Raw genomic sequence first — 14,138 nt, forward strand, 5'->3', positions numbered from 1 at the left:
GGCACGATCACGACGTACCGCAGGCGCACTTGCAGGTCGGCCGTGACCGGGCCGCACACGACGGGCAGCCCGATCACGCCTGCCCTCGGCGCACTTGCGGATCGCGGTGACCTGGACGCACACGTCGGGCGGCACGATCACGACGTACCGCAGGCGCACTTGCAGGTCGGCCGTGACCGGGCCGCACACGTCGGGCAGCCCGATCACGTCGTGCCGGAGGCGCACTTGCGGGTCGGCCGGTAGCGGCGGCTGCGGTCCCGGCTCTTCTTGGAGTCGCTGTCCAAGCTGAGCATGGCAGCCATCGGCCCACTTGTGCGCTGGGTCGACTATGACGACGGCATCGACCCCAGCTGCTGGGGTGTCGTCTACCGACCGCCCGGGGTCGAAGCTAGCGGCGTGAAGTGCCGAGGGCCGCGAAGTAGTCGTTGTATCTGGTCAGTTCGCGTTCGACCGGTTCGATCACCAGGTCCTGCGCAACGCCCGCCACCCGGCGGCGCATGTCCCGCTCCAGCTGGTCGCGTTCCTTCCCCGCCGCCATCACCACGAAGTTGCGGCTGGCGATGGCCGACAGCAGGCCCACGCCGAGCACGCTGACCATCATCAGCAGCACCCACGGCAGCGCCGCCACGTCGCCCAGCAGCTCGGCGGGAGGCTCGCCGACCTTGAAGATCCCGTAGGCCACGATCGACCCGGTCACCCCCAGTCCTGCCACGAACAGCAGGACGAGGAGGAGCTGCCACGTCTTCGCCAGCCGCCACCAGCCCGGTACCCGGTCCAACGGCGGTGCGATCTCGGCCAGTTCGTCGGTCAGCACCTTCGGGAGCTGGCCCGATCGGGAGCGGGCCGCGTCGCGGACCGCGTCCTGCCAGGGTTCGGGCATGCCCTGGGTCAGGCCGTCGGACAGGGCCTGGACGGCGTTGTCGACCTCGGCCGGCTGGGCGTGGACAGAGTCGGAGACCAGGGTCCGGATCTCGTCTTTCACGTCGCCGAGCTTCAGGTGCTTCAGCGGGTCGCCGCGGAAACGACTGGCCCAGCGGGCCCATGGCCAGCCGACCCAGTCGATCGAGCGGGTGCCGTAGACGTTCTCTAGAGCCTCGCCCACCGCCGGGGCGCCCACGGCGTCGCACAAGGCGTCGGTCAGGCCGGCGCGGCGGGCGGGGTCGATCGTGGGGTCGACCTTGAGGAGGGCCGGCATGTCCTTGGCCAGGCGGAGCATCAGGCGGTCGAGGTCGGCTTCCAGGCGCAGGTAGCCCGCCTTGCGGGCGCTGACCGACTCGGCGAGTTCGACGCGCAGGTCGTCGATGCCGCCGCCGGTCACGGCCGAGGTGGCGACCACGCGGGGGTTGTCGACGCCCTCGCGGCCTAGGAGGTCGCGGAGGTCGGTGAGGCACTCCTCGACCTCCTCCGGGGTGAGGCGGTCGGCCTGGTTGAGGGCGAAGACCGTCACGGCGTCGTGGCCGGCGAGTTCGGTCACGTAGCGGCGGTGGGTGGAGGCGTCGGCGTACTTCTGGGGGTCGAGGACCCAGACGATCAGGTCGGCCGAGGTGATGAGGCGGTCGGCTTCGGTGTCGGTCAGGGCGCGGATGGAGTCGTGGTCGGGGAGGTCGAGCAGGATGAGGCCGTTGAGCTGGCCGTCGCCCTTGTCGAGAGCGCTCGACCGGGAGAAGCGGTGGCGCCACTGGATCTGGAGCCAGTCGAGCAGGGGGGCGGCGCCTTCGAGGCCCCAGACGCACGCGTGGGTGCGGGCCGTCGTGGGGCGGCGGACGCCCGTGGGTGACAGGTCGAGGCCCGAGATGGCGTTGAACAGGGAGGACTTGCCGCTGCCCGTGCCGCCGGCCAAAGCGACCACGGTGTGGTCGGGCGACAGCTTCAGGCGGTTGCCGGCCCTGATGATCAGCTGGGTCGCCTCGGTGAGCAGGTCGGCGTCTTCGCGGCCCTGGCCGAGATCGACCACCCGGGTCAGGGCGGCCAGCCGTGTGCCCAGCCCGTGCCTGGGCTCGGCGGTGATCGTCATCGGGCGACCTCGAGGTTGTAGGTGGCCTGGTAGAGCCGGGTGGCCGCGGCTTCGTCGGGGATCCCGGCTCCGTCGAGGGCGTCGACGTAGCGCAGCGTCTCGTCGTCGAACAGTAAACCGACGCGGGCGCGCAGGTCGGAGCGGGCCTTGGCGCTGATGCTGCGCAGCGACTCGGCGCCGAGCAGGCCGCGCAGGAGCCGCTGCGGGAGGGCTCCGTTGCCGCCGGGGGCGTCGCCGGTGCCGTAGCCGAGCAGGCCGACGGTGAAGATCAGGGCGAGCGACTCGACGTCGAAGGAGACCAGGCGGGCGACCGAGCGCTTCGTGACGCCCTCGGTGCGGACCAGCTCGGTCACGTGGTCCTGCCACGAGGCGACCATGCGGGCGGTACGGCGGTCGACGTCGTCGGCCGGGCGGCCGAGGCCCGGGAGGGCGGCCAGGCGGTCGCCCGCGCCGGCGCGCTGCCGCCAGCGGGTGACGACCTCTTCGGAGGCGCGGTGGACGGCCGTGCTGATGACCGATTCCAGGCCGCTGCGCAGGGCGCCCCGGAGCGCGCCGATGCGTTCGGGGCCGTGGTTCTTAGCGCGGCGGATCTGGAGGGTGCGCATCAGGTCGCCCGACCCGGCGAAGTCCTGCCAGCGGGCCAGTACCTCACCGCGCAGCAACGAGCCGTCGCGGGTCGACTCCTCGATCTCGGCCAGGGCTCCGGAGAACGCCGCGTCGATGTCGGAGCGCAGGTCGGCGCGCAGGGCCACCTGGGTCTCCAGGTGGCGGGCCAGCGCGGGGACGCGGGCGCGGAAGCTGTTGAGCACGCCGTTGAGCGTCGCCTGGACGGCCAGCGCCCGCCGCTGCTCGTCGACCGAGAGCTCAGACAACCACATGCGCAGGTCGGCCACCTCGTCGTCGGGCAGGCGGCCGTTGGTGACGGTGGTCTCGTTGATGATGAACCGCTCCACCTCGCCGAGGCCGTACTCGTCGAGCATGCGGGTGAAGTGCTTGGCCACGACCTCGCGGGAGCGGGCCGGGACGCGGGACAGGATGATCACCAGCCGGGCGCCGCGTTCCTTGGCCAGCTTGAGCAGGCCCCACGAGGGGGCGTCGGCGTAGCGGGCCGCGCTGGTGACGAAGACCCACAGGTCGGCGGCGTCGAGCATGCGGTGGGCGATGTCGTGGTGTTCCTCGACGACCGAGTCGATGTCGGGGGTGTCGAGGAGGGCGACGCCGTGGGGCAGCCACTTGGTGGAGGCGACCACGATCGAGTCGGATCCGGGGCCCTCGCCGGGTTCGGCGATCCGGTTGAGGCCGCTCAGCAGGGTGCCCTTGGTGAACCAGCGCTCGTCGGCCGGGTTGCAGACCAGGACGGGGGTGCCGGTGGTCGGGCGGCGTACGCCGGTGGCGCTGACGGCCTGCGCGGCGAGGGTGTTGACAAGGGTGGACTTCCCGGCTCCCGTCGATCCGGCGACGACGATCAGGGCGGGGGCGGTGCTCATGTGGACGCGGGGGATGACGTAGTCGTCGAGCTGGGCCAGCACGGCGGCCTGGGACTTCCGGGCCTCGTCGGCGCCGGGGACGTCGAGGCCCAGGTGGAGGCCGGTGACGGCCTCGCGGAGCTGGCTGAGGGCGTCGGTCAGGGCGCCCGACACCTGCTCGGGGAGGGCGAACTCCTCCTCGTAGGAGTCGTCCTCCTCGGGAGCCGCCTCCTCTTCGGGGGGCTCGTCTTCTCGTATCGCCCGGAAGCTGAGTGTCTGCTCGCCGGGCGACTCTGGTTCTTCCTCGGGCATGGCGGCCTCGTCTGCGGGTTCGGACCGCGGTGTCTGGTTGGCAGCCTTCATCGGGCTCGCTCCGCTCGCACCATCTCGATCTCCTGACCGACCTTGACGACGTCGCCGACGACGACGATCGCCGGTGGCCGTACGCCCGCGGAGGTGACGCGCTCAGCCACGTCGAGCAAGGTGGCGCGCACCGCCCGCTGGGTGGGAAGAGTACCGTCCTGTACCACCATTACGGGAGTTTCCGGTGAACGTCCCTCACGCAGCAATGTGTCGGCGATCTCCGCGATGCGTTCCACGGCCATCAGCAGTATCAGGGTTCCCTCTGATCCCGCCAATAGCTTCCAGTCGACGGTCGAGGCCGGATGTCCGGGGGCGACGTGCACCGAGACGACGTGGAAGTCCTGGCTGACGCCCCGGTGGGTGACCGGCACGCCCGCCGCGGCGGGCACCGCGACGGCGCTGGTGATGCCCGGTACGACCGTCACGGGCACCCCGGCCTCGGCGCAGGCGAGCATCTCCTCGCCGCCCCGGCCGAACACGAACGGGTCGCCGCCCTTGAGGCGGACCACGAACTTGCCTTCGAGGGCGCGGGCGACCAGCAGCTCGTTGATCTTCTCCTGGGCCAGGAACCGGCCGTAGGGGACCTTGGCGGCGTCGATGAGCTCGACGTCGGCGGAGAGCTCGTCCAAGAGGGAACGAGGGATCAGGCGGTCGGCGATCACGACGTCGGCTTGGGCGAGAAGCTGGCGTCCCCGGACGGTGATCAGGCCCGGGTCGCCGGGGCCGCCGCCGACCAGGGCGACGCCGACGGGCTTGTCGCGGTGGCGGCGGGCGTCGATCGCGCCGTCGCGCAGGGCGTCGACGACCGCGTCGCGGATGCCGGCCGCCCGACGGGGGTCTCCCCCGGCGGTGACGGCGACGCCGATCTCGTCGACCCGGCCGCTGGCCGGCGTCCAGGCCGCCGAGGCGTCCTTGTCGTCGGCGCGGACGCACCAGATGCGCTTGGCCTCGGCCTCTTCGGCGATGGCGGCGTTCGCGGCGCGGTCGCTGGTGCAGGCGTGGACCAGCCAGGCGTCGTCGACGTCGCCCGCCTGGTAGCGGCGGCGTTCCCAGGTGACGCGGCCGTCGGCGATCAGGTCGTCGAGCGCGGGCGTCGCGCTGGGCGAGACCAGGGTGACCGCGGCGCCGGCGTCGAGCAGGGCGGGGATGCGCCGCTGGGCGACCCGGCCGCCGCCGACGACCAGCACCCGCCGCCCGTCGAGCCGCAGGCCGAGCAGATAGGGGGCCATTTCTCCCTCGTTGTGGCACAGGTTTCGTTAGGCAGTAAACCTACCGGCTGACCTGTGACGCGACTCAAGAGATCGCCGGTATCGGTCTTGTCGCACCCAAAGGAGTGACGTCGGTCACAGCGTTGCCGAGTGGGTAATTGACCACAGAACGGGGCTATCCGCAACTCCTACTGTCATCGCAAGCACCCAGAAGCGAACAAACAGGAGTTACCCGAAATGCTGCGCAAGCTGATCGTCCCCGGTCTCGCCCTCGCCGTCACCGCCCTCGCCGCCGCCCCCGCCTCCGCCCACCCCGGCAACGGCCACGGCCACGGCGCGCCCGCCGGCGGGCAGTCCACCACCGAGTCCGTCCAGCTGCCCTCGACCCCGCAGGCGGGCGACACCTACTTCGCGGCGACGCTGCTGGGCAAGAACGAGGTCCCGGCGCCGGGCGCCAAGGTGGGCGACAAGAACGGCATCGCGGTCGCGGTCTTCCGCATCCACGGCAACCAGATGGAGTACGCCATCCGCTGGGCGGGCACCGCCGCCCCCAGCGCCTTCCACATCCACCAGGGCGTCAAGGGCAAGAACGGCGACGTGAAGATCCCGTTCTTCGGGGCCGCCCTCCCGTCCACCCTCAGCGCCGTCAAGGGCGTCGTGAAGGTCGACGACAAGGGCCTGCTGAACGGGATCAAGCGGAACCCGAAGAACTGGTACGCCAACCTGCACACCAGCGAGTTCCCCGGCGGCGCCGTGCGCGCCCAGCTCCAGCGCATCCGGCCGGTCAACCTCGACTCCGTCCTGGCCAACGGCTCGCGCTCGACGCTCACCGCCATCGCCGACGGCAGGCAGGAGGTGCCCGCCCCCGGCACGAAGGTCGGCGACAAGAACGGCAAGGCCGTCTGGCTGGTCTGGGTGAAGGGCACCAAGGTCCACTTCGCGACCGTGTGGAAGAACATCGCCCAGCCGACCCTCGCGCACATCCACAAGGCGCCCAAGGGCAAGAACGGCCCGGTCGTCGTCGACTTCCTCGCCGCCCCCTCGGGCCTCCCGGCGGGCATCAACGGCATCGCCGGCACCGGGAAGGCCTCGTCGTCGGTGGCCAAGGGCATCAAGAACAACCCGAAGAACTGGTACACCAACCTGCACACCAGCGAGTTCCCCGGCGGCGCCGTGCGCGGCCAGCTGCACGGCGGCGGCTGGTAATCCCTCAGCGCCCGTCGAGCAGGGGCCGGCGGGGGTCCCAGGGATCGCCCGACCGCCTCCGGGCGATCGCCGACAGGGCCTCCAGCACGACCCGGTTGCCCAGCAGGGCGGTGATGTCGGCATGGTCGTACGGCGGCGCGACCTCCACGACCTCCAGGCCGACGACCGGCAGTTCGTAGCAGATGCGCCGGACGGAATCGAGCAGCTCCCTGGCCGACAGGCCCCCCGGTTCGGGGGTGCCGGTGCCGGGGGCGTGGCCCGGGTCGCAGACGTCGATGTCGATCGACAGGAAGACGCCGTCGCAGTCGTCCAGGGCGATGGCGAAGGCCTCGGTCAGGCACTCGGAGAGACCTCTGTGGACGATCTCGGTCATCTCGTAGGAGCGCATGTTCTGCGCCGCCATCCACGACAGGACCTCGGGGCCGGGCCAGTAGCCACGCAGGCCGATCTGGAGGAACCGGTCGCCTCGGATGGCGCCCGACTCGATCAGCCGGCGCATGGGCTGGCCGTGGCCGTAGAGGTGGCCGAACTCGATGTCGCCGGTGTCCGCGTGGGCGTCGAAGTGGATCATCGAGACCCGGCCGAAGCCGTGGTGGCGGGCCACGCCCCGGGCGTCGGGCAGGGCGATCGAGTGGTCGCCGCCGAGGACGACGGGGATGGCCCCGGAGGCGGCGACCGTGTGCACGGCCGCCTCGATGTCCCGGATCGAGGTCTCCAGGTCGCCCGAGAAGCACTCGACGTCGCCCGCGTCGCGGACCGTGAGGTCACGCAGGCCGTCGACCCGCAGGGCGAGACTCGGGCGGGAACCGTCGTGGGCCAGGTAGCAGGCCTGGCGCAGGGCCGACGGGCCGAACCGGGCGCCGGGGCGGTGGCTGGTGCCGCCGTCGAAGGGGGCGCCCAGGATGACGACGTCGACGCCCTCCAGCGAGGCCGGGTCGGTCAGGTCGCAGCGGTCGACGCCAAGGAACGTGATGTCGGGGCCGTACATCGGGCCGTAGCGGGTCATGCGAGGGCCTCCTTGTCGGTGACGCCCGCGGCGTCGAAGGTGGCGACCTCGTGCAGCACACGGGCGGCGGCCACGACGATCGGGTGGGCCAGCAGGCCGCCGGTGCCCTCGCCGAGGCGGAGTTCCAGGTCGACGAGCGGGCGCAGGCCGAGATGGGCCAGCGCGGCGGTGTGACCGGGCTCGGCCGAACGGTGGCCCGCGATCCAGTAGCCGGCCGCGTCGGGCTCGATCGCGGCGGCGGCCAGCGCGGCCGATCCGGCGATCACGCCGTCGAGGATGACCGGGACGCGCAGCTCCGCCGCCTTCAGCAGGTATCCCGCGATGGCGGCGTGCTCCAGCCCGCCCAGGGCGGCCAGCGGGTCTTCGCCGCGGTTGACCTCCAGGGCCCGCGCGACCACCGCGATCTTGTGGGCGAGCATGGCGTCGTCGATCCCGGTACCGCGTCCCGTGACCTCGCCCGGCTCTTTGCCCGTGTACGCGCAGATCAGCGCCGCCGAGGCCGTCGTGTTGGCGATGCCCATGTCGCCGGTGACCAGGCACCGCGCTCCCTGCGTGACCAGCTGCTCGGCCACCTCCGCGCCGACCTGCCGGGCCCGCGCGGCCTCTTCACCGGTCATCGCCGGGCCCAGCGACAGGTCGGCGGTGCCCCTCCTGACCTTGCGCGACACCAGGCCGGGGGCCTCCGGCAGGTCGCCGTTCACGCCCACGTCCACCACGGTCACCGACGCGCCGACCTGGCCCGCGAAGGCGTTCGCCACCGCGCCGCCGGCCAGGAAGTTGGCGACCATCTGCTGGGTCACCTCTTGGGGCCAGGGCGAAACCCCTTGGTCGTGTACGCCGTGATCGCCTGCGAAGATCGCCAACGCCACCGGCTCGGGCAGCGGCGGCGGGGAGACCGCCGCGATGCCCGCCAGCTGCACGGCCACGTCCTCAAGAGCGCCGAGCGCGCCCCTGGGCTTGGTCAGGCGGTCGTGGTGGGCCCTGGCCTCGGCCATGGCGGCGGGGTCAAGCGGGGAGATCATCGCGGGCCTCCTTCAGGGCCGCCAGGAAGGCGGCCGTCGTCTCATCGTCGCGCACCGCCACCCGCAACCATTCGGGGCCCAGGCCCGGGAAGGTGTCGGCCCTCCTGACCGCGAATCCCCTCTCCCGCAGGAGCGTTCTGAGGCGGAGGGCGTGCGGGAGGCGTACACAGAGGAAGGAGCCCTGCGCCCCCGGCACGACATAGCCCCCGAGATCGGTCAGGCCGTCGGCGAGCACCCGCCGCCGGTCGGCCATCTCCCGGGCCCACGCGGCGGCCTCGGCCTGGGCACGCGGCGAGACGCACGCCTCGGCGGCGGCCAGCGCGGGCGTGGAGACCGCCCACAGGGGCTGCGCCTCCCGCATGGCGGCGATGAGCTCCGGCGGGCCGATGACGTAGCCGATCCGGAGCCCGGCCAGCCCCCAGGTCTTGGTGAGGCTGCGGATGACCACCAGACCGGGCAACCGGGCCGAAGCGAGCGATTCCGGCTCACCGGGCACACAGTCGGCGAACGCCTCGTCGACGACGAGATAACGGCCTTCCCTGGCGAGCGAGGCGATCGTCGCGGCGGGGTGCAGCACGGACGTGGGGTTGGTCGGATTCCCGATCATGACCAGATCGGCGTCGTCGGGGACGAGCGAGGCGTCCAGCACGAACGGATCGGGCAACAACACCCGATCGGGCACCAGCCCGACGGCCCGCAGCGCCGCCTCGGGCTCGGTGAACTGCGGATGCACCACAACCGGCCGCGACACGGGCAGCCCGACCAGTGATCGTTCGGACAATGCGCGCTCGGCCCAACCGGGCTTGGACAATGCAAGCCCGGGTTCGGCCGGCTCGGTCAAAACGTGCTCGCGTCCGGCGAGGACTCTGGCCAGCAACGTGAACGCCTCGGCTGCGCCCACTGTGAGCAGGACCTCTTCTGGGTCCCGCCCGTGGTGGGCGGCGACGACCCGGGTGGCATGGTCGGCGTTGGGATATGCCGAGATTTCCGACAAAGACGCTACGAGGAGGTCGCGTAACCACGTCGGGGGCATGCCCTGGCGGACGTTCACCGCCAGGTCGACCAGGCCCGGTCCGACTTCGCTGTCCCCGTGGTGGCGGAGATCGACGGGCATCAGACGCGGGCCGGGACCGGGAAGATCTCCTGGAGCCGTTCGGTGGCCAGGGCCTGGGAATAGCGCTGGCGGGCCGTGGTGGCGGCAGCGCCGGCCAGGGCCTCCTCGTAGCGGTCGATCACCACGTCGGCCAGGCCCTCGCAGTCGCCGATGACCTCGGCGCAGCGGATGTCGAGGCCCTCGTGGTTGGCGCCGTAGGCGAGGGCCTGGGCCCAGATGCGCTCCAGGACGCCGCCGGCGAACAGCACGTAGGGCAGCACGATGACCCGCTTGGCGCCCAGGCGGCGGCAGCGCTCCAGGCCGCCGGGCACGCCCGGCCGCGCGTGGGACACGTAGGCCGTCTCGACCGTCAGGTAGTCGGCCGCGTGGGTCTCCCAGAACAGCCGCGACACGCGGTGGACCTCGGCGTTGGCCGCGGTGCTCGGCGAGCCGTGGCCGACCAGGACGACGGCGGTGTCGGCGAGCGCGATCGGCTCGGGCTCCTCGACGAAGGCCCCGCGCACGAACGTGGGCATGTCGGCGGCGGCGTCGGCGAGGCGTTCGGCCAGCAGTTCCAGGATGCGCGGGTCGGGGCCGAGCGGGCGGCCCAGGTCGTATCCGAGCGTCGGGTGGAGCTCCTGGGCCAGCGCCAGCGTGCCGGGGATGTCGCCCAGCGCGGCGCGGTCGCCGGTGAGGCTGAGCGGCTGGGCGACGAGGTGGTGGTGGCCGCGCGCGACGAGCGAGGCGACCGACTCGGTCAGCGGTGGGCGGGCTCCCGCGACGAAGCCACCGGAGACGTCCGCGACGTCGCCGTCGAGGCGGCAGCGGAGCCGGTGAACGAACCGGCCGAATTCGGCTACGCCGGTATCGTCATGCGTGCCGTGCCCGATGAGCAGCAGCGGCGGTCTCATGTCAACGATCTCCCCTGGCTTGACCTGCTCCGCAAAGATAGCCGAGCTTGTCGTGCAATGGGGCATTCTTCCTAGGTTTGCCCAGCTCAGAGCTCACCGATCAAGAGACCGTAAACCACCGTGTCGGCTCTGCCGCCCGGAATCGGGATCGCCCCGCGCAGCACGCCCTCTTCGGCGAAACCGGCCTTCCTGGCCACTTTCCGGCTCGCCGTGTTGCCCTCGGCGATCATCAGCTGCACCCGCGCGAACCCCTGGGCGAACAGGAACGCGGTGAGCGTACGGGCGGCCTCGACGGCGTATCCCTGCCGCCGGGCCCACGGGGAGATCCAGTAGCCGATCTCGGCGTCGCCGCGTTCGCGGTCGGTGCGCACCACCGAGACCGCCCCGGCCAGCCGGCCGCCCTCGACCGGTTCGAGCGCGTAGGTGACGCTCTGCCGCCGGTCGGTGTGGGACAGGCGGGTGGTCCAGTCGAGCGCCTTCTCCAGCGTGTAGTCGACCGCCCACGGCATCCAGCGGGCGATCTCGGGGTCGTCGCGCACGGCGGCCAGCACGTCGAACGCGTCGCGTTTGGCGAACGGCCGCAGCTCCAGCCGGTCGCCCGCCAGCCGCGCCGGGAACCCGCCCGGCCGGTCGCCCTTCAGCAGCCCGAAGACGACCACGTCGTGGGGCCCGTCGTCTTCGAACCCGGCGCCGCGCAGCAGGCCCTCGCGGGTGAACCCGGCCTTCTCGGCCACCCTGATCGAGGCGGCGTTGCCCGCGATGGCGCGCAGTTCGACCCGCCGCAGCCGGGCCGTGCCGAGCGCCCAGGCGGCCAGCCCGCCGAGGGCCTCGGGGGCGTAGCCGTTGCCCCGGTGGGCGGGGTGCACGCCGTAGCCGACCTCGGTCGTGCCGGCCCCCCAATGGGTCTTGAACAGGCTGATCGCCCCGACGATGCGGCCGTGGCGCTCGATCGCCAGGTGGATGCCCTGGTTCGACCGGCGCAGTTCGTGCACGCCGTTGACGAGCCACGAGACGATCCCGCCCGCGTAACCGGGGGCTCCCGGCGGGAGCGCGGTGGGATGGGCGCCGTCCTGCACGATCGCCCGGACCTGGTCGTGGTCGGCGGGGCGGAAGTTCCGCAGGACGAGCCGGTCGGTGGCGATGGACAGGCGCTCGTCGAACACGCCCAATACCGTACGACTACCCGATGACGATGACGACCTCGAGCGTGCGGGGCCCGTGCACGCCCTCGACGCGGTTCAGCTCGATGTCGCTGGTGGCCGAGGGGCCGCTGATCCAGGTGAGCGGGCGGGCCGGGTCGAGGCGGGCGACCGCGTCGGGGACGTTCGGCACGATCTGGTCGTCGCGGACCACGCACAGGTGGTAGTCGGGGATGAGGGTCTGCGCGCGGGTGCCCTGGCCGGGGTCGGCGTCCAGGACGATCGTGCCGGTCTCGGCGACGGCGACGGCGCAGGTGGAGATCACTCCGTCGGGTTCGCCTTCGGAGGCGGCGTACATGTCGGAGGGAAAGCCTGCTGGAACGGTCAGCACCCTGCCCTCGGTGATCCGGGCCAGCGTCGCCGCGACCTCGGCGCGCGGCACGACGTGCACGATCGCCTTGTAGTCGCGGACCCGTTCGGCGAACAGGTCCACGTCGCCGCGTTCGCCGGTGGCGCCCCGGTAGCCGCGCTCGATCCCGGCCTCGGGCGCGCCCTCGACGGCCGAGCGGATGCGCCGCAGGATGACCTCGCGTGCCGCCGCGCTCATCTGTTCCCCTCTCTGACCCACCAGTCGCGGAACGACTCGGCGGGGATCTCCGGCATGTCGCGGGTGTCGGTCCAGCCCGACAGCGGGCCGGGCAGCCGTTTGGGCACCAGCCTGCGCATGCGCCCGCCGAACCGCTGCGCCTTGGCCAGCCGCTTCGACCGGCTGAAGACCCATCCGGCGGCGGCCATGCCCGCCTTCTCGGTCCGGGGGTGCCGCGCCTTCGCGCGCAGGTCGACGAGCACCGACGGGATGTCGATGGCGACCGGGCAGACCTCGTAACACGCCCCGCAGAGCGACGACGCGTAGGGCAGCGACCGGTCGAGCTCGGTGTCCATGCCGCGCAGCTGCGGCGTCAGGATCGCCCCGATCGGCCCCGGGTAGACCGAGCCGTAGGAGTGCCCGCCGGCGCGTTCGTAGACCGGGCAGACGTTCAGGCAGGCCGAGCAGCGGATGCAGCGCAGCGCCTGGCGGCCCACCTTGTCGGCCAAGACCGAGGTGCGCCCGTTGTCGAGCAGCACGAGGTGGAACTCCTGGCCTTCGGTCGCGCCGGTCCACATCGAGGTGTACGGGTTCATGCGCTCCCCCGTGGAGCTGCGCGGCAGCAGCTGGAGGAACACTTCGAGGTCCTGCCAGGCAGGCAGCAGCTTCTCGATGCCGACCACGCTGATCAGGGTCTTGGGCAGCGTGAGGCACATGCGCCCGTTGCCCTCCGACTCCAGCACCACCAGCGTGCCGGTCTCGGCGATCATGAAGTTGGCGCCCGAAATCGCGACCTTGGCCTCCAGGAAGCGTTTGCGCAGGTAGAGCCGGGCCGCTTCGGCGAGCGCGCGCGGCTCGTCGGTGAGGTCCTTCGGCGCCCCGGCCATCTTCTTGAGGAAGAGCTCGCGGATCTCGGCCCGGTTGCGGTGGATCGCCGGGACCAGGATGTGCGACGGGAAGTCGTCGCCGAGCTGCACGATCAGCTCGGCGAGGTCGGTCTCGAACGCCTCGATGCCCTCTTCTGCGAGCGCCTCGTTGAGGCCGATCTCCATGGTGGCCATCGACTTGACCTTGACGACCTCAGTCTCGCCGGTGTCCTTGACCAGGCGGGCGACGATCCGGTTGGCCTCGGCCGCGTCGCGGGCCCAGTGGACGACGCCGCCGGCCGCGGTGACCTTCTCCTCCAGCTCGATCAGGTAGCGGTCGAGGTGGCGCAGCGTGTGGTCTTTGATCGTCTTGCCGGCCTGGCGGAGCTCGGCCCAGTCGGCGAGCTCGCCCACCACGGCGGCGCGCCGCCCCCGGATCGTGTGGGTCGCCTTGCGCAGGTTGAAGCGCAGCTGGCTGTTCTGCACGGCCTTGGCGGCGTTCTGCGGGAACGCCGGCATGCCGATGTAGACGCCGCTCATTCGGCGCCCTCCTCGGTCGACGCGAGGATCTCGGCGAGGTGGAGCACGCGTACCCCCGACTTCTGGCGTTTGAGGGTGCCGCCGATGTGCAGCAGGCACGAGTTGTCGGCGGCGCAGAGCACCTCGGCGCCGGTCTTCATCACGTTGCCGATCTTGTCGGCGCACATCGCCGCGCTGACGTCGCGGTTCTTGACGGCGAAGGTGCCCCCGAAGCCGCAGCACTCCTCGGCGCCCGGCAGCGGGACGAGTTCCAGGCCCCGGACGTTCTCCAGCAGCGTGAACGGCTTGTCGCCGACCTTGAGGCCGCGCAGGGAGTGGCAGGTCGGATGGTAGGTGACCTTGTGGGGGAAGTAGGCGCCCACGTCGGTGGTCTTCAGGACGTCCACCAGGAACTCCGACAGGTCGTACACCTTCGGGATGTTCTCGATGTCGAGGTGGGGATACTGCTCGCGGACCATCGCGGCGCACGAGCCGCTGGGCGCGACGACGGCGTCGTAGCCGGCGAACGTCTCGGCGAACCGGCCGGCCAGCTTGACCGCCTCGTCGCGGTAGCCGGTGTTCAGGTGCATCTGGCCGCAGCACGTCTGGGCGAGGGGGAAGTCGACCTCGACGCCGAGCCGCCGCAGCAGCCCGACGGTCGCCTTCCCCGTGCCGGGAAAGAGCGTGTCGTTGACACAGGTGATGAAGAGCGCGACCCGCACCGGGACTCCCGCAGGTA

At 71.8% G+C, this 14,138-nt stretch carries 13 protein-coding genes; 1 reads left to right on the top strand and 12 read right to left on the bottom strand.

Annotated features, from left to right (window positions below; all coding sequences use genetic code 11):
• From AW274_RS42070 to cobA, 4 genes are all read right to left on the bottom strand, one after another.
• The coding region (locus tag AW274_RS42070; protein ID WP_232320203.1) for a hypothetical protein at positions 1-225 on the bottom strand (225 nt) is incomplete at its 3' end.
• A 163-nt stretch (positions 226-388) separates the two neighbouring features.
• Complete coding sequence (locus AW274_RS20130; protein ID WP_062434763.1) at positions 389-2,014, bottom strand: GTPase; 1,626 nt, start codon at positions 2,012-2,014, stop codon at positions 389-391.
• A complete protein-coding gene (locus AW274_RS20135; protein ID WP_157520549.1) occupies positions 2,011-3,792 on the bottom strand; it encodes a dynamin family protein in 1,782 nt (593 codons plus the stop codon). Before AW274_RS20135 ends, AW274_RS20130 begins: the two co-directional genes overlap by 4 nt.
• Before the next feature lie 47 nt (positions 3,793-3,839).
• Positions 3,840-5,072, bottom strand: coding sequence for a uroporphyrinogen-III C-methyltransferase (cobA, locus tag AW274_RS20140; RefSeq protein ID WP_062434768.1), 1,233 nt, complete (start codon positions 5,070-5,072; stop codon positions 3,840-3,842).
• Between the two features lie 216 nt (positions 5,073-5,288).
• Between cobA and AW274_RS20145 the strand changes: the two genes are divergently transcribed.
• On the top strand, positions 5,289-6,257 hold the full coding sequence (locus tag AW274_RS20145; protein ID WP_062434772.1) for a CHRD domain-containing protein: 969 nt from the start codon (positions 5,289-5,291) through the stop codon (positions 6,255-6,257).
• Between the two features lie 4 nt (positions 6,258-6,261).
• On the opposite strand, the gene speB is transcribed toward AW274_RS20145, so the two are convergent.
• The 8 genes from speB to AW274_RS20185 form a co-directional block, all read right to left on the bottom strand.
• Positions 6,262-7,263 (bottom strand): agmatinase, encoded by a 1,002-nt coding sequence (gene speB / locus AW274_RS20150; protein ID WP_062434775.1) that lies wholly within the window; start codon positions 7,261-7,263, stop codon positions 6,262-6,264.
• Positions 7,260-8,285 (bottom strand): nicotinate-nucleotide--dimethylbenzimidazole phosphoribosyltransferase, encoded by a 1,026-nt coding sequence (cobT, locus tag AW274_RS20155; protein ID WP_062434778.1) that lies wholly within the window; start codon positions 8,283-8,285, stop codon positions 7,260-7,262. The genes speB and cobT overlap by 4 nt, the downstream gene beginning before the upstream one ends.
• Positions 8,269-9,399 (bottom strand): Rv2231c family histidinol phosphate aminotransferase CobC, encoded by a 1,131-nt coding sequence (cobC, locus tag AW274_RS20160; protein ID WP_062434781.1) that lies wholly within the window; start codon positions 9,397-9,399, stop codon positions 8,269-8,271. Before cobC ends, cobT begins: the two co-directional genes overlap by 17 nt.
• Positions 9,399-10,289, bottom strand: coding sequence for a sirohydrochlorin chelatase (locus tag AW274_RS20165; RefSeq protein WP_083974582.1), 891 nt, complete (start codon positions 10,287-10,289; stop codon positions 9,399-9,401). The genes cobC and AW274_RS20165 overlap by 1 nt, the downstream gene beginning before the upstream one ends.
• 86 nt (positions 10,290-10,375) lie before the next feature.
• The gene (locus AW274_RS39340) at positions 10,376-11,452 is read right to left on the bottom strand and encodes a GNAT family N-acetyltransferase (RefSeq protein ID WP_198169335.1); all 1,077 of its coding nucleotides are present in this window, start codon (positions 11,450-11,452) and stop codon (positions 10,376-10,378) included.
• Positions 11,453-11,468: 16 nt separating this feature from the next.
• On the bottom strand, positions 11,469-12,035 hold the full coding sequence (locus tag AW274_RS20175; protein WP_062434787.1) for a LutC/YkgG family protein: 567 nt from the start codon (positions 12,033-12,035) through the stop codon (positions 11,469-11,471).
• On the bottom strand, positions 12,032-13,420 hold the full coding sequence (locus tag AW274_RS20180; RefSeq protein WP_062434791.1) for a lactate utilization protein B: 1,389 nt from the start codon (positions 13,418-13,420) through the stop codon (positions 12,032-12,034). The genes AW274_RS20175 and AW274_RS20180 overlap by 4 nt, the downstream gene beginning before the upstream one ends.
• A complete protein-coding gene (locus AW274_RS20185) occupies positions 13,417-14,121 on the bottom strand; it encodes a (Fe-S)-binding protein (RefSeq protein WP_062434794.1) in 705 nt (234 codons plus the stop codon). Before AW274_RS20185 ends, AW274_RS20180 begins: the two co-directional genes overlap by 4 nt.
• Positions 14,122-14,138: the final 17 nt, after the last annotated feature.

The sequence above is a fragment of the Herbidospora daliensis genome, assembly GCF_001570585.1.
Classification (GTDB): domain Bacteria; phylum Actinomycetota; class Actinomycetes; order Streptosporangiales; family Streptosporangiaceae; genus Herbidospora; species Herbidospora daliensis.